Raw genomic sequence first — 25402 nt, 5'->3', positions numbered from 1 at the left:
AGCAGCGGCCGGCGTGCCGTGCTGCCCCGGCCTGACCCACTGACAAGACAGGATCCGCCCCCGCCGTGGCCACCTCCCCGACTCCGCAGCGCGTCTGGCGCGCGCTGTGCCCGAATTGCGGCGCGCCGGTCGAGTTCCGCTCGGCCGCCTCGGCCAGTGCCGTCTGCGGCTACTGCCGCAGCACCCTGGTGCGCGACGGCGAGGCGCTGCGCAAGATCGGCGAAAGCGCCGAGCTGTTCGACGACCACTCGCCGCTGCACCTCGGCGCCTCCGGCCGCCTCCAGGGCACCGGCTTCACGCTGGTCGGCCGGCTGCAGTACGGGTATGCCGAAGGCAGCTGGAACGAATGGCATGCGCTGTTCGACAACGGCCGCTCCGGCTGGCTCAGCGAGGACAACGGCCGCTATGTGCTGGCGTTCGATGCGAGCCTGGCGGAGGCCTTGCCCGCGGCCGGTGCGCTGCGCGCCGGCGAGCGGGTGGCGCTGGCGGGGCGCGCCTGGCAGGTCGCCTCGGTGGTCGAGGCGCAGTTGCTGGCGGCCGAAGGCGAGCTGCCGCAGCCGCCGCAGCGGCAGGGCCGCTTCACCGTCGTCGACCTGCGCAACGAAGCCGGCGAGGTCGGCACGCTGGACTACGCGGACCCGGCCCGGCCGCTCTGGTCGGTGGGTCGCTCGGTCGCTTTGTCGGAGCTGGCCATCAGCGGGCTGGACGCGGCGGCGGCCGAGAAGAGGCTCAAGGCGCGCGGGGTCGAGTGTCCGAGCTGCGGCTCGGCGATCGAGGTCAGCCTTGGGACCACGCAGTCGGTGGTGTGTGGCCAGTGCCGGGCGGTGGTGGACATCTCCAAGGGCGTCGGCGGCGACCTGGCGCACTACAAACAGAACAACGCGGGCGACAGCGGCCTGGAGCCGCTGCTGCCGCTCGGCCGCAGCGGCCGGCTCAAGCTGGGCCGGCTGGGCGAACACAGCTGGCAGGTGGTCGGCTACCTGGAGCGCTGCGACCTGCCGGAGGACGACGAGGACGAGCAGACTTTCTGGCGCGAGTACCTGCTGTACAACCGCACCGAGGGTTTCGCGTTCCTGGTCGATGCCGAGGATGGCTGGAGCTGGGTGGTGCCGATCACCGGTGCACCGCGCCTCAAGGGCGGCGAGGCGAGCCATGAGGGGGCCACCTACCGCGAGCAGTACACGTACAAGGCCAAGACCACCTATGTGCTGGGTGAGTTCTACTGGCGCGTGAAGCGTGACCAGCGCAGCGTCAACACCGACTACATCGGGCCGGGCGGCAGGCGGCTGAACCGCGAGCGCAGCGACGGTGAGGTGACCTGGTCGGCCGGCGAGACGCTGGCTTCGGACGCGGTTGCCAAGGCCTTCGGCCTCTCCGGCAGCGCGGCCGCGGCGCTGCGGCGCGACGTGACGCCGACCGCATCCGGCTCGGGCTCGGGATGCCTGAAGCCGCTGCTGGTGCTGCTCGTGATCATCCTCGTCATCGTGCTGCTGATCGCGCTGGCGGCCTCGGGGAGCGACCGCGACGACTGCGACAAGGTGCGCGCCACCTTCGGTGAATCGAGCTACGAATACCAGCAGTGCCGGCGCTCCTCCTCCTACCGCTCCAGCGGCGGCTCCTATGGTGGCTCGGGCGGCGGTTCCTGGGGCGGCAGTCACAAATGAGCCGGTCTGCTTCACTTATTCTTTTCTTCTAGGAGACTCACCATGATGGGCATCGAATGGCTCAAGCCGGCCGTGTTTTTCGGCTCCATGCTCTATGCGCTGATCGGCGTGCTGATCTTCTGGATCAGCTTCATCATCATCGACAAGCTCACGCCCTACGACCTGTGGGGCGAGATCTGCGAGAAGCGCAACCTGGCGCTGGCCATCGTCGTGGCGGCCATGTGCCTGGGCATCGCCGTGATCGTCGCGGCGGCCATCTCGAGCTGACGGGGCCCGCTGCTTGTCTCTGTCCGATCCTGGCGCCGGCCCTCCCGCAGCGCCTCGGCGCATCGCGCCGGCCGAGCTGGCGCTGCTGGCCTCGGTGTTCGTCATCGCCGCCTGCGGCCTGGTCTACGAGCTGGCCGCAGGCGCGCTCGCCAGCTATCTGCTGGGCGACTCGGTGCTGCAGTTCTCCACCATCATCGGGACCTACCTGTTCGCGATGGGGGTGGGCTCCTGGCTGTCGCGGTTTGTCGAACGCCAGCTGATCGCGCAGTTCCTGCGCATCGAGCTGCTCGTCGGCCTGGTCGGCGGTCTGCTGCCGGCCGGGCTGTTCGTGGCCCACAGCCTGCTGCCGGCGGGCGCGGCAGCCTCCTTCCGGGTGCTGCTGTATGCGCTGGTGCTGCTGGTGGGCGCGCTGGTGGGGCTGGAGATCCCGCTGGTCATGCGCATCCTCAAGCGCCACTTCAGCGAGCGATATGCCTTGCGGGAGCTGGTCTCCCAGGTGCTGACCTTCGACTACCTGGGCGCCCTGGTCGTCGCGCTGGCCTTCCCGCTGCTGATGGTGCCCCACCTGGGACTGGTGCGCACGGGGGTGTTGTTCGGGCTGCTCAACACCGCGGTGGCGATCTGGGCCTTGTGGCTGTTCCGCGCCGAGCTGCGCCGCTGGGGCGCCTATGCGCTGGCCTGCGCGCTCGTGTTCGGGGTGCTGTGCGCCGCGATGGTGGGCGCCGACCGGCTGACCTCCTGGACCGAGGACCACTTCTACGGCGACCGGGTCATCCTGCGCGAGAACAGCGCCTACCAGCGGGTGGTGGTGACCGCCGGGCCGGCGGGCGTGCGGCTGTTCCTCAACGGCAACCTGCAGTTCCACTCGCGTGACGAGTACCGCTACCACGAGGCCCTGGTCCATCCCGCGATGGCGGCGCACGGCGCGCCGCGCCGCGTGCTGGTGCTGGGCGGGGGCGACGGGCTGGCGGTGCGCGAGATCCTCAAGTACCCGGGTGTCGAACAAGTCACGCTGGTGGATCTCGACGCCCACGTCACCCGGCTGTTCCGCGAGCAGCCGCTGTTGAGCCGCCTCAACGACGGCGCCCTGCGTTCGCCCCGCGTCGAGGTGATCAACGCCGACGCCTTCCTGTGGCTGGAATCGCAGCGCGGAAGTTATGACGTCATCGTGATCGACTTCCCCGATCCGAGCAACTTCTCGCTGGGCAAGCTCTACACCACCAGCTTCTACCAGCGCGTGGACCAGGCCCTGGCCGCGGGCGGCTACCTGGTGGTGCAGACCACCTCGCCGCTGATCGCGCGGGAGAGTTTCTGGACCGTCGCAACGACCCTGGAAGCGGTCGGCTTCTCGGTCACGCCCTATCACGTGCACGTGCCCAGCTTCGGCGAGTGGGGCTTCACGCTGGCCGGCCACCGGCCCTGGCGGCGGCCCGAGGCATTGCCGCCGGGCCTGCGTTTCCTGACGCTCGACGGCTTGCCGGCCATGCTGCACTTCCCGCCCGACATGGCGCGGGTGCCGACCGAGGTGAACCGCCTGTCCAACCAGGTGCTGGTGCGCAGCTTCGAGCGCGAGTGGGGCCAGCTGCCATGAAGGCCGGAGGCCGGCGATGGCGCTGACGCGCCGCGCCCTGCTCGGCGGCGCGGCCGCCAGCCTGACGCTGGTGCAGTCGGGCTGCGCGCGGCGGCCCTCGCAGCCCGACTTCGAGGGCGGCTGGGTCGGTGTGTCGGTCGAGCGCGGCCATCGCGTGCGCGAGCTGGCGAAGTCCGGGGCGCTGCCCGCACCCGCGGTGCGGCGCCGTGCGGCGGTGCTGGTGGTCGGCGGCGGCATTGCCGGGCTGGCGGCGGCGCGCGAGCTGGCGCTCTCGGGGATCGACGACGTCCAGCTGCTGGAGCTGGAGGAGCGCAGCGGCGGCAACAGCCGCGGCCACGCAATGGGCGGCATGGCCTGCCCGCTGGGCGCGCACTACCTGCCGCTGCCCGGGCCCGAGGCGCACGAGGTGGCCGAGCTGCTCGAAACGCTGGGCCTGTCGCAGCAGCGTGCCGGGCGCACCGTTTACGACGAACGCCACCTCTGCCACAGCCCACAGGAGCGGCTGTTCCATGAAGGCCGCTGGGTCGAGGGGCTGCTGCCGCCAGCGCCGGACGGCTCGCGCACGCAGGCGCAGTACCGACGCTTCGCCGCCTTGTTGCGCGAAGCGTCGGCCGAGGCTGCCTTCTCGATGCCGACCCACCGGTCGGGCTGGAGTGCGGCGCATGCGGCCCTCGATGCGGTCAGCTTCGCCCACTGGCTGCAGGTCCAGGGGCTGGACGACCCATTGCTGGGCTGGTACCTCGACTATTGCTGCCGCGACGACTACGGCGCCGGGCCCGAGGTGGTCTCGGCCTGGGCCGGACTGCACTACTTCGCGAGCCGGCACGGCTTTCAAGCGCCGGGCGAGGCCGAGGGCGAGCGCGAGGCGGTGCTCACCTGGCCCGAGGGCAATGCCTGGCTCGCCGAGCGCCTGGCGAGGCCGCTCGGCGAGCGCCTGCATGCCGGGCGCACGGTGCTCTCGGTGGAGGAGGGCCGCCACGGCGTGGAGGTGTTGGCGTGGAACGAGGCGCAACAGCAGGCCGAGGCGTGGAGCGCCGGGCGGGTGGTGATGGCCACCCCGCTGTTCGTCGCGGCGCGCCTGCTGCGGCGTGGCGAGCCGGCCCTGACGGAGGCGGCGCGACGGCAGCGCCACGCGCCCTGGCTGGTCGCCAACCTGCAGCTCGACGAGCCGCTGGTCGAGCGGCCCGGCAGCGTGCCGCCCGCCTGGGACAGCGTGCGCCAGGGCGGCGACCCGCGTGCGCTGGGTTATGTCGACGCGATGCACCAGTCCACCCGGCCGCATCCCGGGCCGACCGTGCTGTCGGCCTACTGGGCGCTGCCGCAGGCGCAGCGCGCCGCGCTGCTGGACGAGGACTGGCGGGTCTGGGCCGCTCGTGTCATCGCCGACCTCGCCGCGGTGCATCCCGACCTGCCGTACAAGGTGAAGCGGGCCGACCTGATGCGCTATGGGCACGCGATGAGCATCCCGGTGCCCGGGTTGCGTGGCAGTGCCGCGCTGCGTGCCCTCGGCGAGGCGCGTGGCCGGGTGCGCTTCGCGCACGCCGACCTGTCGGGCTACTCGGTGTTCGAGGAGGCCTATACCTGGGGCGTGCAGGTGGCACGGCGACTGGCCGGGCGGCGACACTGAAGTGCTGTCAGGCCGGCTCGCGCGCAGCGCGCGCCGGCAGGCCGCGCTGCAATCGCTGGCGGCTCACCTCGACGGGCTCGAAGGCCAGCACCAGGGCCTGCATCAGGGCCTCGGCGCGCTCGCGGTTGTCGGCGCCGAAATTGCAGACATACACGTCCAGGGTCGCGCCGCCCAGCTCGGGCCAGGTGTGTACCGCCAGGTGCGACTCGGCCAGCAGCACCACGCCCGTCACGCCGGCAGGCCCGCCCGGCTCGGCCGGCGCGAAACGGTGGAACAGCTCGCCCACCGGCTGCAACCCGGCGGCCTCGACCTCGCGTCGGCACAGCGCGCGCAGGACCTCCGGGTCGGTCATGAGGGGTGCCTCGGCCCGACAGCCGAGCAGGTCGGCGGTGAGGTGCAGGCCTTGCATGGGGCGCGATTATGCGGGCCGTGTGGCACCCGCGGCAGCGGGGCGCCCCCGGTGGCCGCTCGCCGCCGTCGCTGGCCGGTCCTATTGCACACGGTGCGCAGGCCGGCTTCGGACCCCGGGGCCTCGATTGCGCCTCGTCAAGACGCTTGCAACTGCATGCAGAGTTTTGCCGGATCGGGGGCAGACGTCCCGGGCAGGCTTTTGAACAATCACCCGGGTCGGAGAGGACACCCTATCGAGGCGGCCGCCTGTGGCCGCCCGCTGCCACAGGCGGCCGCTATGCGGCCGCGCCGCCGGCCCCATCCTTGCAGCCCGCCCGCGCCGCGCAGGTCGTGCGCCGGCGTGTGGCCGCGCGCTCGTCACTCTCCTTGATCCGCCTTCCAGAAGGAGATGCCTCTCATGTTCCTGTCGCACCCGTCCGCACCGAAACGCCTTACCCTGATCGGCGCTGCTTGCCTGCTGGCCGGTCTCGCTGCCTGCGGAGGCGGCGGCAGCGACGCCGCCAGCGAGGACACGGCCGGTGCCGCGGCAGCGCCGCAGCCGCGCATGTCCGCGACCCGCGCGGGCGACCCGGGCGCCCCGAACGGCAGCACCGCGGCCCAGGACGCGCGGTCCGCCGTCGCCTGCCCGACCTGGTCGCCCACCGGCGACTACGAGGCCGGCGAGGCGGTCAGCTACCAGGGCAGCACCTACACCGCACGGGTGGCCCACACGCTGGCTCCCGGGCTGCCCTGGCTGCCGCCGGAGACGCCCGAGCTCTGGCAGGCCGGAGGGGGCTGCGCGGCGTCCCCCAGCGAAACCGCGATGGCGGTCCGGGCGGCCGCCCTGCCGGCGCCGGCCGCCAGCTGGCGCGAACAGTGGCTGGACCATCGCGAGACGCTCAAGTTGCTGGCGCACAACGACACGGTCGCGCTGTATGTCGGCGCCGGCGTGCCGGCAGACGCGGCCCGCTGGGTGCTGCCCTATCTGACCCGCCTGTGGCAGTACCAGCAGCAGACCCACGGCACCACCGGCACCCGCCTGAAGGGGACCCGGCTGTACGCCGTGCTGCACCAGGGCCGCCATCTGGGCGGCCACATGGCGACGGTCCACCACACCTCGCACGGCGGCCGCAACGTGATCGACGTCGGCAGCGCCGACTGGAGCCGGCCGCAGTACGAGCAAATCGCGCTGACGGTTGGCAGCGCCGTCGAGGCACTGGCCGCCGGCACGCAGACATCGGCCGCGGCCGGGGTGCTGGGCAAGGGCCGGGCGGCGCAATTCCATGCTTACGACGGCCTGGTTGCGCTCGGCTACAAGACCGAGGCCGCGGCCTTCGAGCGCCGCTATGCGCCGCGCCGCGACAGCTATCCCCGCAACGACACGCACTGGTTCCGCGACTGGTTCGCGCCGCTGTGGCGCGAGCACGGGCATGCGCAGGTCATGGTGAAGTTCCACAGCCTCGCCGCGAAGCACTTTCCGCGTGAGGGCACCCGTTTTGTGCGCGAGATGAACTGGGGCGAGTACGTGTACTTCATGAGCGCGGCGGCCGGCAAGGACCTGCAGCCGCGCGCCCAGTCCGCCTTCGGCTGGAACGCCGAACGCGAGGCCCAGTACCGCAAGGCCCGCAGCGACTTCCCCGGGCTCACGGGCAGCAATCCGCCCGTGCCGGCGCCCGGCTGCAACCTGGCGGGCCTGCAGGCCGAGGCGATGCGCCTGATCAACCAGCGTCGCGCCGCCGGCGCCACCTGCGGCTCGCGCGGCAGTTTCGGCCCGACCGGCCCGCTGAAATGGAACGACCAGCTGGCGGCTGCCGCCGACGCGCATTCCCAGGACATGGCGCGCAATAACTACTTCTCCCACACCAGCCGCGACGGGCGCAGCTTCACCCAGCGCATCGAAGCCGCCGGCTACCGCTGGAGCGGGGCGGCGGAGAACATCGCCGCAGGACAGAACTCGGTGGCGGCAGTGATCGACGGCTGGATGAAAAGCGATGGGCATTGCGCCAACCTGATGGGGCGCTACCAGGACGTGGCGCTGGCCTGCGCGGCGGCCAGCGGCTCGGACTACGGGCGCTACTGGACCTTGGACCTGGCCACGCCGAGGTAAACGCGACCCCGGACCTGTTCGCCCTGTTAGATGGAACAGGCCCCAAGGGCACACCTGTTGCTGCAGCCGGTTCCGACCTGTCCCTTTGGAGGAACCTGATGAGCACGACCGCTTCCGCCCGCCAGACCGGCAGCCTTGCCCCCGCCGCACATGGCTGCCGCGCCGACACCGATCATGACCGCGAGGTGCCGGAGGTCGACCTGCTGAGTCCCTGGACTTCGCGGGGCGTGACCCTGCGCAACCGCATCGGCGTCGCGCCGATGTGCCAGTACTCGGCGCGGGACGGATTTGCCAACGACTGGCATTTCGTGCACCTCGGCAGCCGCGCCGTCGGCGGCGCCGGGCTGGTTGTCGTCGAGGCCACCGCGGTCACGCCCGAAGGCCGTATCACGCCGGGCGACCTGGGGCTCTGGCGCGACGAGCAGGTCGCGCCGCTCGCGCGCATCGTCGAGTTCCTGCACGGGCAAGGCGCAGTGGCCGCGATCCAACTGGCCCATGCCGGCCGCAAGGCCAGTTCGCACCTGCCCTGGGAGGGCGGTGCCCAGATCCCGGTCAGCGAAGGCGGCTGGCCGGTGCTCGCGCCCAGCGCGATCCCCTTCCACCCGGAGGACGCGGCGCCGGTGGTGCTCGACAGCGCCGGCCTGGACGCCGTGGTGGCCGCCTTCGAGGCCGCCGCGCGGCGCGCCGTCGAGGCCGGCTTCCGCATCATCGAGATCCACGCGGCCCACGGCTATCTGCTGCACGAGTTTCTGTCGCCGCTGAGCAACCGGCGCCAGGACGAGTATGGCGGCAGCCTGGAGAACCGCATGCGCCTGGTGCTGCGCATCGCCGGCGCGCTGCGCCAGCGCCTGCCTTCGGAGATGCCGCTGTTCGTGCGCATCTCCGCCAGCGACTGGGTCGAAGGCGGCTGGGACATCGAGCAGTCGGTCGAACTGGCGCGGCGCCTGAAGGCCCTGGGGGTCGACCTGATCGACGTGTCCTCGGGCGGCGCCGTGCCGACCGCCCGCATTCCGGTCGGCCCCGGCTACCAGGTGCCTTTCGCGCGGCGCATCCATGACGAGGCCGGCATCGCGACCGCCGCCGTGGGACTGATCACCGACCCGCAGCAGGCCGACGCCATCGTCACGGGGGGCGACGCCGATCTTGTGTTGCTCGCGCGCGAGATGCTACGCGAGCCGTACTGGGCCTTGAAGGCCCAGCAGTCGCTGGGGCAGGACGCGGCCTGGCCGCAGCCCTATGGCTATGCGGTGAAGCGGCGCGCACGTTGAGCCGGGGTGCGGCCGCAGGCGACACACTGTCCGGATGGACAACAGGAATCGACTCGAAACCCCAAGCCCGGAATGGAACGCTATGAGCGCAGCCCCCGATGAGGTAAGTTGCCCCTTGTCTGGCAGGAATTGCGATGGACGAGGTGCCGAAGCAGGCAGGGCGCATCCTGGTGGCCGACGACGACTTGGCCAGTGCCCTGCTGACAGAAACCGTGCTGCAGAGCGGCGGGCACGAGGTGGTGGTGGTGAACAATGGCAGCGATGCCCTGGCCGCGGTGGAAGGAGGCCAGTTCGACCTGGCGTTCATGGACTACCACATGCCCCGCATGAGCGGCGTTGACGCGGCCCGGGCAATACGCGCCCGGGAAGCGCGTCTGGGCTTGCGCCGGTTGCCGCTGGTGGCCCTCACGGCCAGCGCGATGCCGGACGAGACGCTGCTGTGTACCGAAGCCGGGATGGATGAAGTGCTGGTCAAGCCGTTCGATCTGAGCGAGTTGTTGCGGGCCGCGGCCCGCTGGATCGAGGCAGGGGCCCAGGGGTGAGCGGAGCGTGCCCGCCACCCTCGCACCGGGTAACCGTCCCGCAGCGGCGAGACGGCGCTCGGTCCGGCGGCGCGCGAGGGTGGCCTTGCGCCACCGTCGGCCCCCTCCGAGCGATCGCCCTACCACGAAGCAGAAAGGGAGAGCATGCACTCGGAGCCAGTCCCCCCGCTCGCCGTTCCACCTCCGCCGCTGCCCACGACGCGGCTCGTCTGTACCGGTGCAGTCCTTCTGGCCGTCCTGCTCGGCCTGGCGGCCCTCTGGGACACTGACCGGCTGCACCCGCGTTTTCCGCTCGGTGAGCCATCGCCAGCGATGCTCTGGATCGAGGTCTGGGCCGATGCCGTGGTGGGCGTCAGCCTGTTGTTCATCGGCCTGGTGCTGCTGCTGGTGGCGCATGCCCGCCGCGGCATTCCGGCGCTTTGGCACACCCTGGCGTGGCTGGCCGGCGGTGTAACCGCCGCCACCGGTGCGATCCATCTGACCGAGGTCTGGACGCTGTGGTCGGCGCACGGTTGGGTCGCGTGCTGTATCAAGGTGTTGGCCGGGCTGGCTGCACTGGCTGGAGCCACTGCCTTGCCGCTGCTGCTGCCCGGGCTGCTGTCGCGGGCGCGGCCCCCCAATGGACCCGAGGGCCCGCAGGCGCAGATGGAGGCTCTGCACCGGGAGCTGGAGGCGCTGCGTGCCCAGCTGCATCAGGCGCATCAGGCGCAGCAGGCGCGCCGCGAGGCCAGCCAAGCGCAACGCACACTGGCCCGGGCTCGCTGCATCACGGCACTGGGCGAGATGGCAGCGTCGGTCGCGCACGAGGTCAACCAGCCGCTGGCGGCCATCGTTGTCAACGCCAATGCCTGCGAGCGCTGGCTGGCGCCGCCGCTGCCCAACCTGGAGGAGGCGCGCGAGGCGATCCGGCGCATTGCGCGCGATGCGCACCGTGCCAGCGAGGTCGTCACGCGCAGGCACGCCTTCGTGCGGCGTGTCGAGCCGAGTCGCATCAAGGTCGCGCTGGGGCAGCTGGTGCAGGCGACCGCGGCGCTGGGGCAGGACCAGGCGCGCGAGGCCGGGGTGGTCCTGCGCGTCGAGGAGGAGGCTGCGTTGCCGCCCGTGCAGGCGGACCGCCTGTTGCTGCAGCAGGTGCTGTTCAACCTGATCGAGAATGGTATCGAGGCCTGTGCTGGGAGGGCCGGCGAGGGCCGGGTCGAGGTGTCTGCACGGCACGGCGTCGACGGCGGCGTGCAAGTCGAGGTACGGGACAACGGCGCGGGCCTGCCGCCACAGCCCAGCGACCAGGCCTTTGCCGCCTTCCACACCACCAAGCCCGGGCGCATGGGCCTGGGGCTCGCGAGCTGCCGGGCCATCGTCGAGACGCACGGCGGACAGCTGTGGGTGCGGCCGCATGCAGAGGGCGGCACCTCGTTCGGCTTCAACCTGCCCAGTGCGGCCCGGGTCAGCGGGGGGCAGGCATGAGCATGGGCTCCGGCATGGTTTTTGTGGTGGACGACGATCGCTCGATGCGCGACGCCCTCGGCGCACTGGTCCGCTCGGTCGGCCTGCAGGTCGAGACCTTTGCCGACGCGCAGCGTTTCCTGCAGCACCCGCGTCCCGACACGCCGGCCTGCCTGGTGCTCGACGTGCGCCTGCCCGGCCTCAGCGGCCTGGACCTGCAGCGCGAACTGACGGCACGTGGCGAGTACCTGCCCATCATCTTCATGACCGGCCATGGCGACATCCCAATGAGCGTGCGCGCGATGAAGGCCGGGGCAGCCGAGTTCCTGCCCAAGCCCTTCCGCGACCAGGAACTGCTCGACGCGATCCGCCTCGCCCTGGAACGCGAGGCCCAGGCCCGCGAGCAGCGCGCCCGCCTGGCCACGCTGCGTCAGCGCCTGTCCTCGCTCACCGCCCGCGAGCGCGAGGTCATGGCCCTCATCGTCGAGGGCCGCCTGAACAAACAGACGGCTGCCGTGCTGGACATCAGCGAGATCACGGTCAAGGTGCATCGCCGCCACATCATGGAGAAGATGGGCGCCAGCTCGCTGGCCGAGCTGGTGCGCATGGTCGAGCGCATCGAGACCGGTGTGGCTTGATCCAAAGGCGAAGGCCGGCTATATCGAGGTGCAGTAGTCGTCGGGCCGGCTGCCCCCTACGCTGAAGGGCCAACCAGCGTGAGACCAGCATGCGGACGTGTGAAGTGCCGTCCTGGGTGGCCATCGTTGACGACGAAACGGCACTGCGGGAATCGATCGAGAGCCTGCTCCGCTCCGCCGGCTTCCAGGCGACGGGATTCAGGTCGGCCGAGGACTTTCTCGGTGCACCCTGGCACGGCGCCGCCTGTCTCATCCTGGACATCACGCTGCCCGGCATGAATGGCCTGGAGTTGCAGCGCCACCTGAGCGGGCAGGGCGCGCTGCTGCCCATCGTGTTTCTGACGGCGCTCGACGATCCCGGTGACCTGCTGCGTGCGCAGGCCCGGCGCTTCGGGGCGCTGGCTTTTCTGCACAAGCCCTTTGTGTGCGACGAGTTGCTGTCGGCGGTCGGCTGTGCGGTCCTGCGCAGCGCGCCGGCACCCTGTGAAAAGAACTGACATAGACCAAAGTGCAATGGTCACATGACCGTCACGCTTTTATCTTTCAGTGACGACATCCTGCAGGCGAGGCCCACAGTGTTAATGACAAACGAAACTTCTACCTGGTCCATCCCCCTTCCTCTCAGGCGTGACGGCTTGTTCTGGAGCGGGCACTGTGAAGGCATGGAAGTGCGCTGCCTCGAGCAGCGACAGGACAGCGACCGTGTGCGCGACACGATCGAGGTGCTGATCCCGGGCGACAACGCCACCCTGGTGACCTCCTTCCGCACCACCACCGGCCGCTTGCGGACCGCCTTCGTGAGGTCGCCGCTGGTCTCCATCCTGCCGCCCCGGCAACCGCACAGTCTGCAGGCCCAGCACCCGGGGCAGATTCTGGTGCTGAGCCTGGACGCCGCCTACTGCGAGCAGCAGGCGCGCAGCGCGCTGGGTCTCCAGACCCTGGAGTTGGCCGCCCGGTATGCGGTGCCCGATCCCTTCATCCGCGAGGTCGGCAACGCGCTGCATGGCGACCGCCGCAGCGGCCGGCCGCCGGGTTCGGCCTACCTGCAATCACTCGCCGGCGTGATCGCCATCCATCTTGCGCGCCACTACACCAGCGTGGCGCCCGTGCCGACGGTCTGCGGCGGGTTGCCGCTGCACAAGCTCAACCGGGTGCAGGCCTTCGTCACCGAGCACCTGGGCGAGGCCATCCGTGTCGAGCAGCTGGCGGCCGAGGCGCACCTCAGCCCTTACCACTTCGCCCGCATGTTCAAGCAGGCGACCGGCCAGCCGCCGCACCTCTATGTGCTGATGAAGCGCATCGAGCGCGCCAAGGAACTGCTGGCCGAGAGCGAGCTGCCGCTGATCGACGTTGCGGCGCGGGTCGGCTTCCGCACCCAGGGCCATTTCACCGGCGTGTTCCACCGCTACACCGGCGCGACGCCTCGCATCTACCGTCTCAACGCGCGCGCCCCGCGGCCGTCCTGAGCCGCATGGCAGCGGGCCGTCGTGCCCGCCAGCCCTCACTGCCGTCTCCTGCACCCCGAACACCCTCCTGTCCGCTTGGCGGCGGGCAGCCTGCCCGGCACATGCCATGCTCGGGGGGCGTTCGCGATGCTCGGGCCGGCGGTTTGCCTTGCACCCGACGCAAGCATGCAGGAAGGGCAAGCACATGAGGCAGATCCGAAAAAGCCGGGGGCAGGGCCGCGCGTCGGCCGCGCGCTACCTGCTGGCCTGGGCCCTGGGGGCCGTTGCGGTGTTCGCCTGGGCCGGCGAGCCCGGGCTGGTGGTGGGCTCCAAGCGTTTCACCGAGTCCTACATCCTGGCCGAGATCGTTGCCCAGACCGCGCGTGCCCACGTGCCGGCCGAACACCGGCAGGGCCTCGGCAACACGGCCGTGGTGTTCGAGGCGCTCAAGGCGGGCGCGATCGACGTCTATCCCGAATACCTCGGCACACTCGACGCCGAAATCCTGAAGAACCCGCAGCCTACGGACCTCGCGGCGATGCGCGAGCAGCTTCGGCCGCTGGGACTGGGCGTCGCGGTGCCGCTCGGTTTTTCCAACGGCTATGCGCTCGCGATGCGCGGCGACGAGGCACGCCGGCTGGGCATCGTGAAGATCGGCGACCTGAAGGACCACCCCTCGCTGGAGGCCGGCCTGTCGCATGAGTTCCTCGGCCGCGCCGACGGATGGCCCGGCCTGGCCAAGCGCTACGACCTGCCCCAGCAGGCCCGCGGCATTGACCATGGCATTGCCTACCAGGCGCTGCAGAGCGGACGCATCGCGCTGACGGACATCTACACGACCGACGCCAAGATCGCGGAGCTGAAGCTGGCGGTGCTCGACGACCACCTCGGCTTTTTCCCGCGCTACGACGCGGTGCTGCTGTATCGGCTCGACGTCGAGCAGCGCTTCCCGGCGGCCTGGCGCGCGATGGCGGCGCTGGAGGGGCGCATCGGCGTGGACGCGATGATCGCGATGAACGGCAAGGCCGAGCTGCAGGGCCGGCCGTTCGCCGAGATCGCGCGCGATTTCCTGGCGGCCGGCGGCCCGTCCGCGACCGCCGTCGCGCCGGCCGCGACCCGCAGCGGCTTCGTCGAACGCCTGTTCGCCGACGACCTGGGGCGGCTGGCGCGCCAGCACCTGGTGCTGGTCGTGGTGGCCGTCGGCGTCGCGGCGCTCGCGGGCATTCCGCTGGGCGCCGCGGCGGCGGCCCTGCCGCGGCTGGAGCAGCCGGTGATGGCGGTCGTCGGTCTGCTGCAGACGGTGCCGTCGCTGGCGTTGTTCGCGGTGCTGATCCCGCTGATGGGCCGCATCGGCACCCTGCCGGCCCTGGTGGCGCTGAGCCTTTATGCGCTGCTGCCCATCGTGCGCAACACGACCACCGGCTTGTGCCAGGTGCCGCAAGGGCTGCGCGAGGCCGGCACCGCGCTCGGTCTGAGCGCCGGGCAGCGCTGGCGGGCCATCGATCTGCCGCTGGCCGCCCCGGTCATCCTGGCCGGGGTCAAGACGGCTGCCGTCATCACGGTGGGCACCGCCACCATCGCCGCCTTCATCGGCGCGGGCGGTTTTGGCGAGCGCATCGTCACGGGGCTGGCCCTCAACGACCATGAGGCGCTGCTGTCCGGGGCCTTGCCCGCAGCCGTGCTGGCTCTGCTGACGCAGGCGGTTTTCGAGGGCTGCCAGTGGCTGATGCAGCGGCGCCGGCTGTCGCTGCCGCCGCGGCCGGCGGGCTGGCGGGCTGCGGCCCGGCCCGGCTGAGCAGGTCCAGGCCCGGTGTTCCGGGCTGGGTCAGCGCTTGCCGGTCGCCGGCTGCTGCAGCTGTCGCTCCAGCCGCTGCAGCAGCGGCCGGATGCCGGCGCCGACACGGATTTGCGGGTTGGAGTAGCCGTCGCTCTTGCCCGCCTCCTCCTCGCGCTGCTTGATGACGATGCGGGAGCGAGCGTGCGCGGCCTCGAAGGACAGGGTGCGGCTGCGCAGCTGCTCGTCGTACATCGCCCGGCCGAAGAAGGTCAGCTCGGAGAGACGGCCGCACCCATACGACGTGTGCTCGGCATCGGCGGCCGTCATCACCAGCGTGTCGGGGCCGGCCAGCGGGGCGATCCAGCTGCCGGAGTAGCAGGCCGAGATCGAGATGACACGAAAGCGCACGCCGGCTTCGTCCAGCCAGGCCTTCAGCTGCGCCGGCTGAACCGGGTCGACGCTGAGCGGCCAGAAGCTGGCCGCGAGCTGCCCATCGCGGGCGCCGTGCGAGGTGAGATGCAGGAACAGCAGGTCCTCGTCGCGATCCATCAGGGCCGCCGCGCGGCGGATCGCGCGCTGCAGGTTGAGCGGCGTGGCCCAGGGCCACTGCTCCAGGGTCTGCGTGTGGTTGACCAGCTGCAGGACCCGGCCGGCGGCATCGAAGCGCTCCGCCATCACGCCCATCACCATCTCGCTTTCCCGGCGGAACACGTCCTCCTCGCTGTAAGGCGCGAAACCGATGCCGTAGAGGTCGACCATGCCGGGGCGCTGCGGCCGCAGCCCCTGCAGCCGGCGCTCCAGCAGGCGCGGCTGGGTTTCCGTCAGCTCCTGCGTCAGGACCAGCGGCGCCGGTCGCGCCGCTTCGGGCTCGTCCGACAGCCAGGGCGGATCGGCCGGCGCGATGTACAGCAGCAGCGCCGCCCCGGCCGAGGCGGTGGCGGCCGCCAGCCACGCCAGTCGCCGCGGCTGCGCCGCTCGCCAGAGCAGCACCCACTGCGCCAGGACCATCCAGATGCCGGGCGCCAGCCACCAGGCCCAGGGCGCCCAGGGGCCCACGGCCTGTGCCGTGTCGAAGCCGCGCCGCGTCATCAGCGCCGTGAGCAGGCCGAAGCCCAGCCCGAGCAGCTGCGTCTGCGCCAGGATCAGGCAGAACAGCTGTGTTGCCGTGGGCCGGTCGGCAGCGTTGCCGTCCTGTGGTGGCACCGGACGCGCAGCATGGCAGGCCCAGGCGAGCAGCACCACCGTGAGCCAGCCGCCGGTCAACGCGCGGGGGTCCAGGCGGGCCGGGCCCGCCACGTAGAGCCGCTCCAGCAGCAGCGTGGCCAGCAGCCCGACCAGCAGCAGGGCGGCCACCCAGGTGGGCGAGGCCGGCAAGCCGCTCCAGCGCGGCGGCAGGAAGGCAGCACTGCGGGCCGCTTCCCGGTAGCAGCGCCAGCCGCTGTCGGCGGCGGACGCCGACAGCGGCGACGGCAGGGGCGGAGGCACCGACGAGGGAGCCGTGGCCTGATCCAAGCAGCGTTCCCTTTCTTCAGGCCGATGACGCCGCGGGCGGGTGCCTTGCGGTCATTCGGCCACGACCAGGGTGCGGGTGGCGGGGTCGGCCACGATGTCCTTGACCTTGCCGGCGGCGTCGAAAACGACCTGGAATTCGTTGAAAGAGCTGCGCCAGAAACGCCAGATCTTGGCACTCAGGTCCGGGTTCTCGCTGGCCATCGGATAGCCCGCTGCCATCCACACCTGTTCGCGTGTCATGCCGGGGAGCAACTGGCTCGCCTCGATGGCCGCGCGCACCTTGGGCGAGAAGGTCGCCAGCTTGGCGCGCGGGTCTTCGGACACCACGTAGCGCTGCGCGAAGGTCTTGAGATCGAGATTGCGGCTGTAGTCGTTGCCGATCGCCTGCTTCTTGCCGTCGATCTCGACATACACACGCTGCCGCCCATAGCCGGTGACCTTCACCGGCGTGCCGGCGGGGATGACCCGCTGGTTGCCTTCGGCGTAATTGCTGTCGCTGATCCAGCTGCCGTCGGAGCGCATGTTGCAGCAGAGGTAGCCTTCGAAGGGCTCGGACTGAGCCAGGACTGGCGTGGACAGCGACGCGGCAAATGCAGCGCAGAGGGCAAGGCGAACGATCATGAGGACTCTCCGGTGGTATTTTTCAGCTGGCCCGGACACTCTCGCGGTCAGCGTGCCGATTATGGCGGCGCCGGCTGCCCGGTTTGCTGCACTCGCGGCCCGCGACGCAGCGCGCCAAGGCGCTGATCCGCCAGCCCATGAGGGACGGCATTGGCGATGGCAGTGGCGAAGACCCGGACCAGCAGCAGGACGAGCCGGGTCTGGATGTCAGGTCGCCTGCACGGGCTCTTCTCGGCGAATTGGCCTCGCCGCCGGAATCGCGGACTCTTGGAGTGCGAGCGCTTTCCGGCGATCGGTAGCGATCGCGAGGCGGCCCGCGCAGAAAAACCGGGAGACCGACGATGGACTTGCGCCACTTCACCTTGCAGGCCCGCGGGCTGAGCTTCGATGCCATTGCGGCCGGCCCCGAGAACGGCCCGCTGCTGCTCTGCCTGCATGGCTTTCCGCAGTTCGCCGACGCCTGGAGCGGCGTGATGCTGCGGCTGGCGCAGGCAGGCTGGCGGGTGGTGGCCGTCGACCAGCGCGGCTACTCGCCGGGGGCGCGACCTGCCGGGGTGGCGTCCTACCGCATCGAGCTGCTGGTGCAGGACGTGCTGGCCTGGGCCGATGCCCTCGGCGCGCAGCGCTTCCACCTCGCCGGCCACGACTGGGGCGGCATGGTCGGCTGGGCCCTGGCCGCCGCGCATCCGGAGCGGCTGCTGACGCTGTGCGTGCTGTCCATGCCGCATCCCGACGCCTTCCAGGACGCGCTGCGTCACGACGCCGACCAGCGCCGGCGCTCGATCTACATGCTGCTGTTCCGGCTGCGCCTGCCGCTGGCCGAGTGGCTGCTGCTGGCGCGCGACGCACGCGTCCTGCGCCGGGCCTACCAGGGGCGGGTGCCGGCCGAACAGGTGCAACGCAATGTCGAGCGGCTGCGTGTGAGCGGTGCGCTGAGCGCGGCGCTCAACTGGTACCGGGCCATCCAGCCCAGGCGCCGGGTGGGGCCCGTCGGCGTACCGACCCTCTTCATCTGGGGCTCGGCCGACCAGGCGCTCGGCGCGACCGCGGCGCATGCGACCGGCCGGCAGGTCGCCGGCCCCTACCGCTTGGAGGTGCTGCCGGGCGCCTCGCACTGGTTGCTGGAGGAACACCCTGACACGGTCGCCCGCACGATGCTGCAGCACCTCGTCACGGCGGCCCGAGGCTGAGCATCCACCCCGGTAAGTCCCGGCGACGCGCCGGCCTGCCCATGCTATCGTGGCCGCCACCATGATGTTCCCAGCTGTGTCGGCGCCCGCCTCGAAGCCGCGCGGGCGCTGCCCGAGCCGCCTGTCGGCCGGTCGTCCGGCCGCCGCGGAGGCGGCGTGCTGAAGCGGACCGTCACCTTGCTGTGGCGCGCGCTCGCGCTGCTCTTCATCCTGATCGGTGTGATCGGCGTGGTGCTGCCTGTGCTGCCGACCGTGCCCTTCCTGCTGGCCGCCGCCTGGGCCGCCGGCCGCGGCTGGCCTCAGCTCGAAGAGCACCTGCTGCGCCATCCCGTCTACGGACCGCCGATCTGCCGCTGGCGCGAGCGCGGCGTGGTGCCGCGTCGCGCCAAGTGGTTCGCCAGCATCGGCATGGCGGGCAGCTCGACCATGATCGCGTTCACCACGGCGCCGCTGTGGCTCAAGGCCGGGCTGCCCTGCGTGCTGTTCGTGGTCGCGGTGTGGCTGTGGTGCCGGCCCGAGGAGTGACCGGTTCGCGGCGCTTCAGCTCGAATCGGTTTCTCGACGATCTGAACCGAAAAACCGCCCGCCGAGGCCTGGCCTCGGCGGGCGGTCATCACGCCATGGGGTGGTGTGAACCAGGGGGTTGTCGATCAGGCGGCTTGCGGCGCGGCCGGTGCCTCGCTGGCGGCAGCAGCAGCGCGGCGACGCTTGCTGTAGAAGCCGATGCCGGCCAGGCCCAGGCCCAGCATCGCGTAGGTCGAGGGCTCGGGCACGGCGGCCACGGTCAGGTTGCCGGTCAGGGTGCCGAAGTCGACCCCGGCCACGGCCGGACGCAGGAAGGTTGGCACGCCGAGCGCGTCGCCCAGCGTGTTGAGAGCGGTCTCGGTGATGAACATGCCGCTCGCGCTCACGGTGCGGGCATTCGGGCCGGCTTCGACGTCCGTCACCGTCGTGAAGGTGTAGAGCGCGGTGTTCTGCACCACTTGCGCGCCGATGGTGATGTCGCCGTAGAGGGTCTTGCTGCCGACGTCGACGCGGAAGTCACCCAGGTTGATCACCGTGCTGCCCTTGGTCAGGCTGACGCCGGCATTGACGTCGGTCAGGACGTCCACCACGGCATTGCCCTCGACCGAGCCACCGGTCACCGGGAAGCTGAAGGACTGACCCGGGGTCACCGTGGTGGCCGAGCCGGTGCCGGCCACGCTGACCGAGATCAGGCCCAGCGTGTCGATGGCGGCTTGCGAGAAGACGAGATCCGCGTCGCCCCCGGTGATCGGGGTTGCGGCCAGGGCCGGGAAGGAGAGGGCTGCGGCAGCGGCAAGAAGCAGGCGCTTGAAGGTATGCCCGGTAGAGGATGCTTTCATTCTGACTCCACTCGTTAGTTGTCATGCGGACGGAACTGGGAGGGGGGCAGGCGCCGAAGCCGGTGTCCGCACAGTCCGGTCTCGGCATGCCCGTGTCGGTGAGTCGCCCTTCCGAGGGCCCTCGAGAGCGACTCGCCGACGCTCGGCCTGCGACGCCGAAGGATGTCGGAGCACTGTTCACATCGCAATGATCGACAGGGTCCATGTGTCAAGGGCCCTGACGTTGGAATCACCAGGGGCGCGTTCCTTTTGCACAGGCGTCGGCGGGCCCGGTGATCGAGGCGTCGAGGTCTCCGCGGAGGACGGCCCGACGATCACCGGCAACGCCGTTCGCGCGGACCGCATTACCAACGTTTACCCCCGGACGCGGCGTCCGGAGCAATCATGGCGCCGCTGAGTTTGTACAAGCCGGCGCACGCACAAGAACATCAGATGGAGCTCGGGTCAGCCCAGTGCTCCGGTGCTGCAGCCGGTCCCAGGAGACAAGGGGACAACGATGAGACTGCGTCCTGTCGAGGCGGGCGTTTCCTTCGCCCGGCCACGGACATGAGCCCGACCGTCATGCAGGCCGAGCTGCCTGGCCCGCCGGCGGGCCTTACCCCGGCGGCGACCCAGGAGCCGACCGCCACGGCCTTTGAATCCGCGCTGACCCTGGTGCGCCTGCTGCTGCGACACGGGGTATCGGACGAGCGCATCGCACGCGCCACCGGCGTGCACCCGCGCGAGCTGCGCAATCCCGACGCCCGGCTGCCCTTGTCTCGCATCGAGCGGCTGTGGGAGTTCACGAGCCGCGAGCTCGACAACCCGTCGCTCGGGCTGGAGCTGCACCGGTACTATCCGGACAACAAGATGCACTTCGTGGCGCACCTGGGCATGCGCTGTCCGACCTTGCGCTCGGCCATCGAGCACTGGCACGAGTACGCGCTGCTGGTGTCCGAAGCGGAGGACGTGGACTACGTGGTCGAGGCCGACGGTGCCCGCTTCGTCTACACCTGCCGCGACCCGCGCTACGAGTCACGTTTCCTGGCCGAGCACTTCCTCACGCTGGCGACCTGGTTCGGCAAGAGCTTCACCGGCACGCCGCTGCTCGTGCGCAGCGTGCGTTTCATGCATGCCGACCCGGGCTACCGGGGTGCCTACGAACAGGCCTTTCCAGGCGCCGCCATCAGCTTCCGGGCCTGCGACAACAGCATCGCCTTCGACCCCGACTACCTGCAGCTGCCCTTCCGCACCGCCGATAGCTACCTGCGCCACTTCCTCGCCGAAAAGGCGGAGCAGCTGAAGGAAGCGCTGGCGCAGAAGACGCCGCTGAAAAACAAGGTGGTGGTCGCGATCTCGACGCTGCTGTCGCGCCAGCAGGACGTGTCGCTGGAGAAGGTCAGCGCGATGCTCGAGCGCACGCCGCGACAGCTGCGATCGCTGCTCGATGCCGAAGGCCACAACTTCCGCGAACTGCTCGACGAGGTGCGCCGCCACGCCGCGGTGCGCCACCTGCGCCAGGGCATGCCGATCTCGCGCGTCGCGGCGCTGCTGGGCTTCTCGCAACCCAGCGCTTTCCAGCACGCCTTCCGGCGCTGGTACGGCAAGAGCCCGGGCATGTTCCAGGACCGGGTCTCCGAACGCTGAGGTCCTGGCTGCACGGCCGCGCACGGCGGCTGTGATCGCATTGTCGTCCGTCCGCAGCGGCGATCAAGCGCGCATCATCGACCCGGCCCGTACAGCCCGCCATAGTCGCCAGCGGGCCGGCACGTGGCGCATTCACAGCTCCCGGAGCGCACACGACCGTCACCTTTCAACGACAAGGAGACATCAACATGTTCATCAAACGCTACACCGCCGCATGGGCTGTCGCGGTCGCGGCCCTGTGCGCCGCTCCAGCACAGAGCTCCGCGCAGGGGCTGTCCTGGTTCGACTTCCACTACACCCAGACCCGCCATCCCATCGTGCTGGTGCACGGCGTGTTGGGCTTCGACAACATCGGCGGACTGGTCGACTACTTCTTCGGCGTGCCCCAGGCCCTCGAGGCAGGTGGTGCCAAGGTCTACGTCGTGAAGCTGTCGTCGGTGGACACACACGAGGAACGGGGCGAGCAGCTGCTGCGCCAGCTCGGCGCGCTGAAGGCCGCCCACGGCTTCGAGAAGTTCAACCTGGTGGCTCACAGCCAGGGCGGACACGCCTCCCGCTACGCTGCACGCATGCAGCCCGAGCTGGTCGCCAGCGTGACCACGATGCAGACGCCCCACCAAGGCAGCGGCGTGGCCGACTGGGTCGCGAAGTTCACGGTCGAGCATCCCGAGGGAGGCGAGCTGCTGATCAAGCTCAGCACCGAGATGCTGAAAGCGCTGGACTGGCTCACCGGTGCTTCGGACCGCGAACACGACGCGATCGGCAACGTGTTCCAGCTGACCACCGCGATGAGCAAGGACTGGAATCTGCGCTATTCCGAAGGCGCGCCCACCACGCCCTGCGGATCGGGCGCCCGTGTCGGAGCGAGCGGTGTGCACTACTACTCGGCGGGCGGCGCGGTGGTGACGACCAACCTCTTGGATGTCAGCGATCTGGTCTTCGCCTTCGCGTCGCCGCTGGGTTTCCCGGACGGGACGCCCAACGACGGGCTGGTTTCCAGCTGCTCGAGCCGCTGGGGTGAGGTGCTGCGCGCCGACTACCCCTGGAACCACGCCGATGGTGTCAACCAGGTGATGGGTCTGCGCGGACTGCTGGCGCCTGACCCGCTGGCCTTCTACCGCAGCCACGCCAACCGGCTGAAGAAGGCCGGCCTCTGAGCCCGACCCAGCCCCAGCCCCGGTGGGACGTCCTCAAGGCTGGACGTCCAGCTTCGGGCTGACCGTGATCTGGCCGTTGGTCTTGCAGCTGGAGCCGGAGGACGCCACCAGCAGCGCGTCGGTGAAGGTCAGCGTGGAGCGGGCGTTGTCCCACTTCAGCTCGATGCGGCTCGGCCCGCACTGGCCGCCCACGAACGGCGCCTGCACGTCGACCGCCGCGTTGTCGATCACCAGCAGACCCGAGGGCTGGGCCTGCCCGGTCCACGGCAGGCCGACGGCCGAGATCCGCTTGCACAGTCCGCGCGTCGTGAAGGAAGCGGCGCTGATGGTCACCTTGCCGTCCGGCGTGATGGTGCCGGTGAAGCTGGTCTCGCAGCTGATGCTGCCCAGACCCTTGCGGTAGTTCAGCTCGCCGGCGGCGACCAGGTCGCCGGCCGGCGAGACCGTGACAGCCGGGGCATGGGGGGCGAGCAGCACGCCAAGCAGCAGGGCGGGCAGCCGGGGGGCGCAGAGGCGATGGAGGGTGGCTTTCATCGGGGCGTCCTTGGGGCCGGGTCGAGGGAAGCGGCGAGGGTCAGCGCAGCTCGCGACGCAGGATCTTGCCGACATTGCTCTTGGGCAACTCCTGCTCGCGGAACTCGATCACGCGCGGCATCTTGTAGCCGACCAGGTGGGCACGGCAGTGCTCGATCAGGTCGGCCTCGCGGAGCGCCGGGTCCTTGCGCACCACGACGATCTTCACGCGCTCGCCCGCCACCGGGTCGGGCACGCCCAGGGCGGCGGCCTCCCGCACGCCGGGATGCTGCATCACGACGTCCTCGATCTCGTTGGGATAGACGTTGAAGCCCGAGACCAGGATCATGTCCTTCTTGCGGTCGATCAGCCGCACGTAGCCGTGCTCGTCCATCACGCCCACGTCGCCCGTGCTCAGCCAGCCCTCGGCGTCGATCACCTTGGCGGTCTCGTCGGGGCGCTTCCAGTAACCGCGCATCACCTGGGGCCCCCGCACGCACAGCTCGCCGGGCTCGCCCAGCGGGGCCCACTGACCGTCGTCGCGGCGCAGGCGCACCTCGGTGGACGGCACCGGCAGGCCGATGGTGCCGTTGAACTGCATGCGCTCCGGGTGGTCGAGGTGGATGGGGTTGATCGTGACGATGGGCGAGCACTCGGTCAGGCCGTAGCCCTCGATGATGGACTTGCCGGTCAGCTGCTGCCAGCGCTCGGCGATCGCCTGCGGCGTCGCCATGCCGCCCGCGATGGTCAGCCGCAGCCGCGAGAAGTCGCGCTTGCGGAAGGTGTCGTCCTCGAGGAAGGAATTGAACAGGGTGCTGACGCCGGCGATGCCGGTGAAGTCCTCGCGCCGTATCGTCTTCATCACGCGGTGCACATCGCGCGGGTTGGCGACCAGCACGTTGCGCCCGCCCAGGCACATGAAGATCAGGCAGTTCACGGTCAGCGAGAAGATGTGATACAGCGGCAGCAGGCTGAGGTTGGTCTCGATCGGTGAGGTGTCGACCGTGTTGCCGCGCCAGGCCAGCGTCTGCAGCAGGTTGGCGACGATGTTGCGGTGGCTGAGCATGGCGCCCTTGGCGACCCCGGTGGTGCCGCCGGTGTATTGCAGGAAGGCCAGGTCCTGCGGCGCCACGTCGACCTGCGGGCGCGGCAGCCCGCGGCCCGCGGCAAGGGCCCGTCGCAGCCGGATGGCGCCGGGCAAGGGCGCGTGGCGCTGCGCGGCGGGGGTGTTGCGGCGGATCATCAGGTTGATGCAGCGGCCCTTGAGGTTGAGGCCGTCGGCGAACAAGTCGCCGAGCCCGGTCAGCAGCACGCGCCGCACCACCGTTCCCGGCAAGGCCTCGGCCAGCGTGCCGGCGAACATCTCCATCGCGACCACCGTCTCGGCGCCACTGTCCTTGAGCTGGTGGGCCAGCTCGCGCGCCGTGTAGAGCGGATTGACATTGACGACGATGGCGCCGGCCAGCAGCGCGCCGAACAGGCAGACCGGGTACTGCAGGCTGTTGGGCATCATCAGCGCCACGCGGTCGCCCTGGCGCACGCCGGCATGGTGCAGCCAGGCGGCGAAGGCCCGGGCCAGCTCGCCGCAGCGCGCATAGCTCATCTCGCTGCCGGCACTGACGAAGGCCACGCGCGAGCTGTAGCGCTTGACGTTCTCCTCGAACATCACATTGAGGTTGCGATAGCGTTCCGGCTCGATCTCGAAGGGAACGTCGGGCCGATAGGATTTCAACCAGACTCGCTCGGTCTCGGGAATGGGGACACCCATGGTGGTTTGCCTCAGCTTCGTGTTTGTTGGGGGGACGGCGTCGACTCCGGAGCTCAACCGCGCGGGGTCCGCGGCCGCGGGCGCGACGTGGTGGTTTGTTGGCCGCCCTCGAGCACCCGCAGGGGCTGAGGGGGCCGGCCGGCCTGCAAGTCGGCCATGCGCAGCACTTCCTCGAGCACCGCGCTGCGCTGCATCTGCAGCAGCGGCTCCTTCAGCACCGCCACCATCAGCGAGATCAGCCGCGTCAGCAGCTGCGCCTCGGTGAGCGCCTGACCCTGGCTGAAGGAGGCGATCAGAACGTCGAGGTCATCGCTGGCCAGCACGCCGGCCAGCGCCTTGAGCGAGAAATGCAGGCGCAGGCCGAGGTCGTGGCGTGGCATGTGCGGCAGCGAGCGCTGGAAGGCATCGAAGAAGCGCCCGAACACCGGGTCGTAGTGCTGCCGCAGGTAGTCCGACACCACCGGCGAGGTGTCGGTGTAGACGCGGCCCAGCAGGCGCAGGAAGGCCGGGCCGCCGCACTCCGTATCGCGCGCCAGGCGGAAGGCCGGCACGAACATCGCGGCCAGCACGTGCTCGCAGCTCAGCGGCGCGTCGGGCCAGGCGGCTTCGCAGGCGTCGAGCAGGCGCAGGCGTTCCTCATTGAGCTTGCCGATGCGGCGCTCCAGCATCGCGTGCAGCAAGGCGTCCTTGCCGCCGAAGTGGTAGTGCACGGCGGCCAGGTTGACCTGGGCCTGCTCGGTGATCTGGCGCAGCGACAGGGCGTCGAAACCCTGCTCGATGAAGGCCCGCTCGGCCACCTCGAGGATGCGCTGGCGGGTCTGGTCGCCGGCTTTGCGGTCTTTGCGAGGGCTGGTGTGCATGGGATGGAGCAAAGGAGGGGTCGGAAGCCGGC

Annotated in this window: 23 protein-coding genes; 16 read left to right on the top strand and 7 right to left on the bottom strand. The window is 70.6% G+C overall.

Annotated elements, in window-relative coordinates; all coding sequences use genetic code 11:
* The first annotated feature begins 65 nt into the window (after nt 1-65).
* From OOT46_RS23835 to OOT46_RS23820, 4 genes are read left to right on the top strand one after another with little or no spacing between them, the layout of a single operon-like run.
* Nucleotides 66-1664: a DUF4178 domain-containing protein gene (locus OOT46_RS23835; RefSeq protein ID WP_265406124.1), complete on the top strand. Its 1599-nt coding sequence runs from the start codon at nt 66-68 to the stop codon at nt 1662-1664.
* 45 nt (nt 1665-1709) lie between these two features.
* Complete coding sequence (locus tag OOT46_RS23830; protein ID WP_265406160.1) at nt 1710-1931, top strand: DUF350 domain-containing protein; 222 nt, start codon at nt 1710-1712, stop codon at nt 1929-1931.
* Between the two features lie 19 nt (nt 1932-1950).
* Nucleotides 1951-3522 carry a polyamine aminopropyltransferase gene (locus tag OOT46_RS23825; protein WP_416136249.1) on the top strand — a complete coding sequence of 524 codons (1572 nt, stop codon included), beginning with the start codon at nt 1951-1953 and terminating at the stop codon, nt 3520-3522.
* A 16-nt stretch (nt 3523-3538) separates the two neighbouring features.
* Nucleotides 3539-5149 (top strand): FAD-dependent oxidoreductase, encoded by a 1611-nt coding sequence (locus tag OOT46_RS23820; RefSeq protein WP_265406122.1) that lies wholly within the window; start codon nt 3539-3541, stop codon nt 5147-5149.
* A gap of 7 nt (nt 5150-5156) precedes the next feature.
* Here OOT46_RS23820 and speD read toward each other — a convergent pair whose 3' ends face one another.
* A complete protein-coding gene (speD, locus tag OOT46_RS23815; protein WP_265406121.1) occupies nt 5157-5558 on the bottom strand; it encodes an adenosylmethionine decarboxylase in 402 nt (133 codons plus the stop codon).
* 399 nt (nt 5559-5957) lie between these two features.
* Here speD and OOT46_RS23810 point away from each other — a divergent pair, with 399 nt between their 5' ends.
* The 8 genes from OOT46_RS23810 (at nt 5958) to OOT46_RS23775 (ending at nt 14777) form a co-directional block, all read left to right on the top strand.
* Nucleotides 5958-7646: a CAP domain-containing protein gene (locus OOT46_RS23810; RefSeq protein WP_265406120.1), complete on the top strand. Its 1689-nt coding sequence runs from the start codon at nt 5958-5960 to the stop codon at nt 7644-7646.
* A 98-nt stretch (nt 7647-7744) separates the two neighbouring features.
* Entirely contained in the window at nt 7745-8914 is a 1170-nt protein-coding gene (locus OOT46_RS23805; RefSeq protein ID WP_265406119.1) for an NADH:flavin oxidoreductase/NADH oxidase, read from the top strand.
* Nucleotides 8915-9048: 134 nt separating this feature from the next.
* Nucleotides 9049-9456, top strand: coding sequence for a response regulator (locus OOT46_RS23800; RefSeq protein WP_265406118.1), 408 nt, complete (start codon nt 9049-9051; stop codon nt 9454-9456).
* A 312-nt stretch (nt 9457-9768) separates the two neighbouring features.
* Complete coding sequence (locus OOT46_RS23795; protein WP_265406117.1) at nt 9769-10920, top strand: sensor histidine kinase; 1152 nt, start codon at nt 9769-9771, stop codon at nt 10918-10920.
* Entirely contained in the window at nt 10917-11537 is a 621-nt protein-coding gene (locus tag OOT46_RS23790; RefSeq protein WP_265406116.1) for a response regulator transcription factor, read from the top strand. Before OOT46_RS23795 ends, OOT46_RS23790 begins: the two co-directional genes overlap by 4 nt.
* Before the next feature lie 89 nt (nt 11538-11626).
* Entirely contained in the window at nt 11627-12034 is a 408-nt protein-coding gene (locus OOT46_RS23785) for a response regulator transcription factor (protein ID WP_265406115.1), read from the top strand.
* A 165-nt stretch (nt 12035-12199) separates the two neighbouring features.
* A complete protein-coding gene (locus OOT46_RS23780) occupies nt 12200-13003 on the top strand; it encodes a helix-turn-helix domain-containing protein (RefSeq protein WP_265406114.1) in 804 nt (267 codons plus the stop codon).
* Between the two features lie 184 nt (nt 13004-13187).
* A complete protein-coding gene (locus OOT46_RS23775) occupies nt 13188-14777 on the top strand; it encodes a glycine betaine ABC transporter substrate-binding protein (protein WP_265406113.1) in 1590 nt (529 codons plus the stop codon).
* A gap of 30 nt (nt 14778-14807) precedes the next feature.
* On the opposite strand, the gene OOT46_RS23770 is transcribed toward OOT46_RS23775, so the two are convergent.
* Both OOT46_RS23770 and OOT46_RS23765 read right to left on the bottom strand, forming a co-directional pair.
* Nucleotides 14808-16271, bottom strand: coding sequence for a C13 family peptidase (locus OOT46_RS23770; RefSeq protein WP_265406112.1), 1464 nt, complete (start codon nt 16269-16271; stop codon nt 14808-14810).
* A gap of 51 nt (nt 16272-16322) precedes the next feature.
* Entirely contained in the window at nt 16323-16892 is a 570-nt protein-coding gene (locus OOT46_RS23765) for a hypothetical protein (RefSeq protein WP_265406111.1), read from the bottom strand.
* 341 nt (nt 16893-17233) lie between these two features.
* Here OOT46_RS23765 and OOT46_RS23760 point away from each other — a divergent pair, with 341 nt between their 5' ends.
* Nucleotides 17234-18082, top strand: a complete 849-nt coding sequence (locus OOT46_RS23760; protein WP_265406110.1) for an alpha/beta fold hydrolase — start codon at nt 17234-17236, stop codon at nt 18080-18082.
* Nucleotides 18083-18238: 156 nt separating this feature from the next.
* Complete coding sequence (locus OOT46_RS23755) at nt 18239-18607, top strand: YbaN family protein (RefSeq protein ID WP_265406109.1); 369 nt, start codon at nt 18239-18241, stop codon at nt 18605-18607.
* Nucleotides 18608-18732: 125 nt separating this feature from the next.
* On the opposite strand, the gene OOT46_RS23750 is transcribed toward OOT46_RS23755, so the two are convergent.
* Nucleotides 18733-19446, bottom strand: coding sequence for a PEP-CTERM sorting domain-containing protein (locus OOT46_RS23750; RefSeq protein WP_265406108.1), 714 nt, complete (start codon nt 19444-19446; stop codon nt 18733-18735).
* A gap of 546 nt (nt 19447-19992) precedes the next feature.
* Here OOT46_RS23750 and OOT46_RS23745 point away from each other — a divergent pair.
* Together OOT46_RS23745 and OOT46_RS23740 are read left to right on the top strand one after the other, a co-directional pair.
* Nucleotides 19993-21072, top strand: a complete 1080-nt coding sequence (locus OOT46_RS23745) for an AraC family transcriptional regulator (protein WP_265406107.1) — start codon at nt 19993-19995, stop codon at nt 21070-21072.
* Between the two features lie 188 nt (nt 21073-21260).
* Complete coding sequence (locus OOT46_RS23740) at nt 21261-22229, top strand: esterase/lipase family protein (RefSeq protein ID WP_265406106.1); 969 nt, start codon at nt 21261-21263, stop codon at nt 22227-22229.
* Between the two features lie 33 nt (nt 22230-22262).
* Here OOT46_RS23740 and OOT46_RS23735 read toward each other — a convergent pair whose 3' ends face one another.
* From OOT46_RS23735 to OOT46_RS23725, 3 genes are read right to left on the bottom strand one after another with little or no spacing between them, the layout of a single operon-like run.
* Complete coding sequence (locus OOT46_RS23735; RefSeq protein ID WP_265406105.1) at nt 22263-22763, bottom strand: hypothetical protein; 501 nt, start codon at nt 22761-22763, stop codon at nt 22263-22265.
* Between the two features lie 40 nt (nt 22764-22803).
* Complete coding sequence (locus OOT46_RS23730) at nt 22804-24510, bottom strand: AMP-binding protein (RefSeq protein ID WP_265406104.1); 1707 nt, start codon at nt 24508-24510, stop codon at nt 22804-22806.
* A 53-nt stretch (nt 24511-24563) separates the two neighbouring features.
* The gene (locus OOT46_RS23725; RefSeq protein ID WP_265406103.1) at nt 24564-25370 is read right to left on the bottom strand and encodes a TetR/AcrR family transcriptional regulator; all 807 of its coding nucleotides are present in this window, start codon (nt 25368-25370) and stop codon (nt 24564-24566) included.
* Nucleotides 25371-25402 lie beyond the last annotated feature (32 nt).

The organism is Aquabacterium sp. A7-Y (genome assembly GCF_026153205.1).
Taxonomy (GTDB): domain Bacteria; phylum Pseudomonadota; class Gammaproteobacteria; order Burkholderiales; family Burkholderiaceae_C; genus Caldimonas.
Note: the sequence above shows the minus strand (reverse complement) of the source record. Positions and strands in the feature narration are given on the sequence as shown.

Coding starts and splice junctions, on each gene's coding strand:
- OOT46_RS23790 (WP_265406116.1), top strand. CDS start 10,917: ATGAGCATGGGCTCCGGCATGGTTTTTGTGGTGGACGACGATCGCTCG.
- OOT46_RS23730 (WP_265406104.1), bottom strand. CDS start 24,510: ATGGGTGTCCCCATTCCCGAGACCGAGCGAGTCTGGTTGAAATCCTAT.
- OOT46_RS23820 (WP_265406122.1), top strand. CDS start 3,539: ATGGCGCTGACGCGCCGCGCCCTGCTCGGCGGCGCGGCCGCCAGCCTG.
- OOT46_RS23740 (WP_265406106.1), top strand. CDS start 21,261: ATGTTCATCAAACGCTACACCGCCGCATGGGCTGTCGCGGTCGCGGCC.
- OOT46_RS23725 (WP_265406103.1), bottom strand. CDS start 25,370: ATGCACACCAGCCCTCGCAAAGACCGCAAAGCCGGCGACCAGACCCGC.
- OOT46_RS23795 (WP_265406117.1), top strand. CDS start 9,769: ATGCTCTGGATCGAGGTCTGGGCCGATGCCGTGGTGGGCGTCAGCCTG.
- OOT46_RS23785 (WP_265406115.1), top strand. CDS start 11,627: ATGCGGACGTGTGAAGTGCCGTCCTGGGTGGCCATCGTTGACGACGAA.
- OOT46_RS23765 (WP_265406111.1), bottom strand. CDS start 16,892: ATGATCGTTCGCCTTGCCCTCTGCGCTGCATTTGCCGCGTCGCTGTCC.
- OOT46_RS23750 (WP_265406108.1), bottom strand. CDS start 19,446: ATGAAAGCATCCTCTACCGGGCATACCTTCAAGCGCCTGCTTCTTGCC.
- speD (WP_265406121.1), bottom strand. CDS start 5,558: ATGCAAGGCCTGCACCTCACCGCCGACCTGCTCGGCTGTCGGGCCGAG.
- OOT46_RS23805 (WP_265406119.1), top strand. CDS start 7,745: ATGAGCACGACCGCTTCCGCCCGCCAGACCGGCAGCCTTGCCCCCGCC.
- OOT46_RS23745 (WP_265406107.1), top strand. CDS start 19,993: ATGAGCCCGACCGTCATGCAGGCCGAGCTGCCTGGCCCGCCGGCGGGC.
- OOT46_RS23810 (WP_265406120.1), top strand. CDS start 5,958: ATGTTCCTGTCGCACCCGTCCGCACCGAAACGCCTTACCCTGATCGGC.
- OOT46_RS23800 (WP_265406118.1), top strand. CDS start 9,049: ATGGACGAGGTGCCGAAGCAGGCAGGGCGCATCCTGGTGGCCGACGAC.
- OOT46_RS23735 (WP_265406105.1), bottom strand. CDS start 22,763: ATGAAAGCCACCCTCCATCGCCTCTGCGCCCCCCGGCTGCCCGCCCTG.
- OOT46_RS23760 (WP_265406110.1), top strand. CDS start 17,234: ATGGACTTGCGCCACTTCACCTTGCAGGCCCGCGGGCTGAGCTTCGAT.
- OOT46_RS23775 (WP_265406113.1), top strand. CDS start 13,188: ATGAGGCAGATCCGAAAAAGCCGGGGGCAGGGCCGCGCGTCGGCCGCG.
- OOT46_RS23830 (WP_265406160.1), top strand. CDS start 1,710: ATGGGCATCGAATGGCTCAAGCCGGCCGTGTTTTTCGGCTCCATGCTC.
- OOT46_RS23780 (WP_265406114.1), top strand. CDS start 12,200: ATGGAAGTGCGCTGCCTCGAGCAGCGACAGGACAGCGACCGTGTGCGC.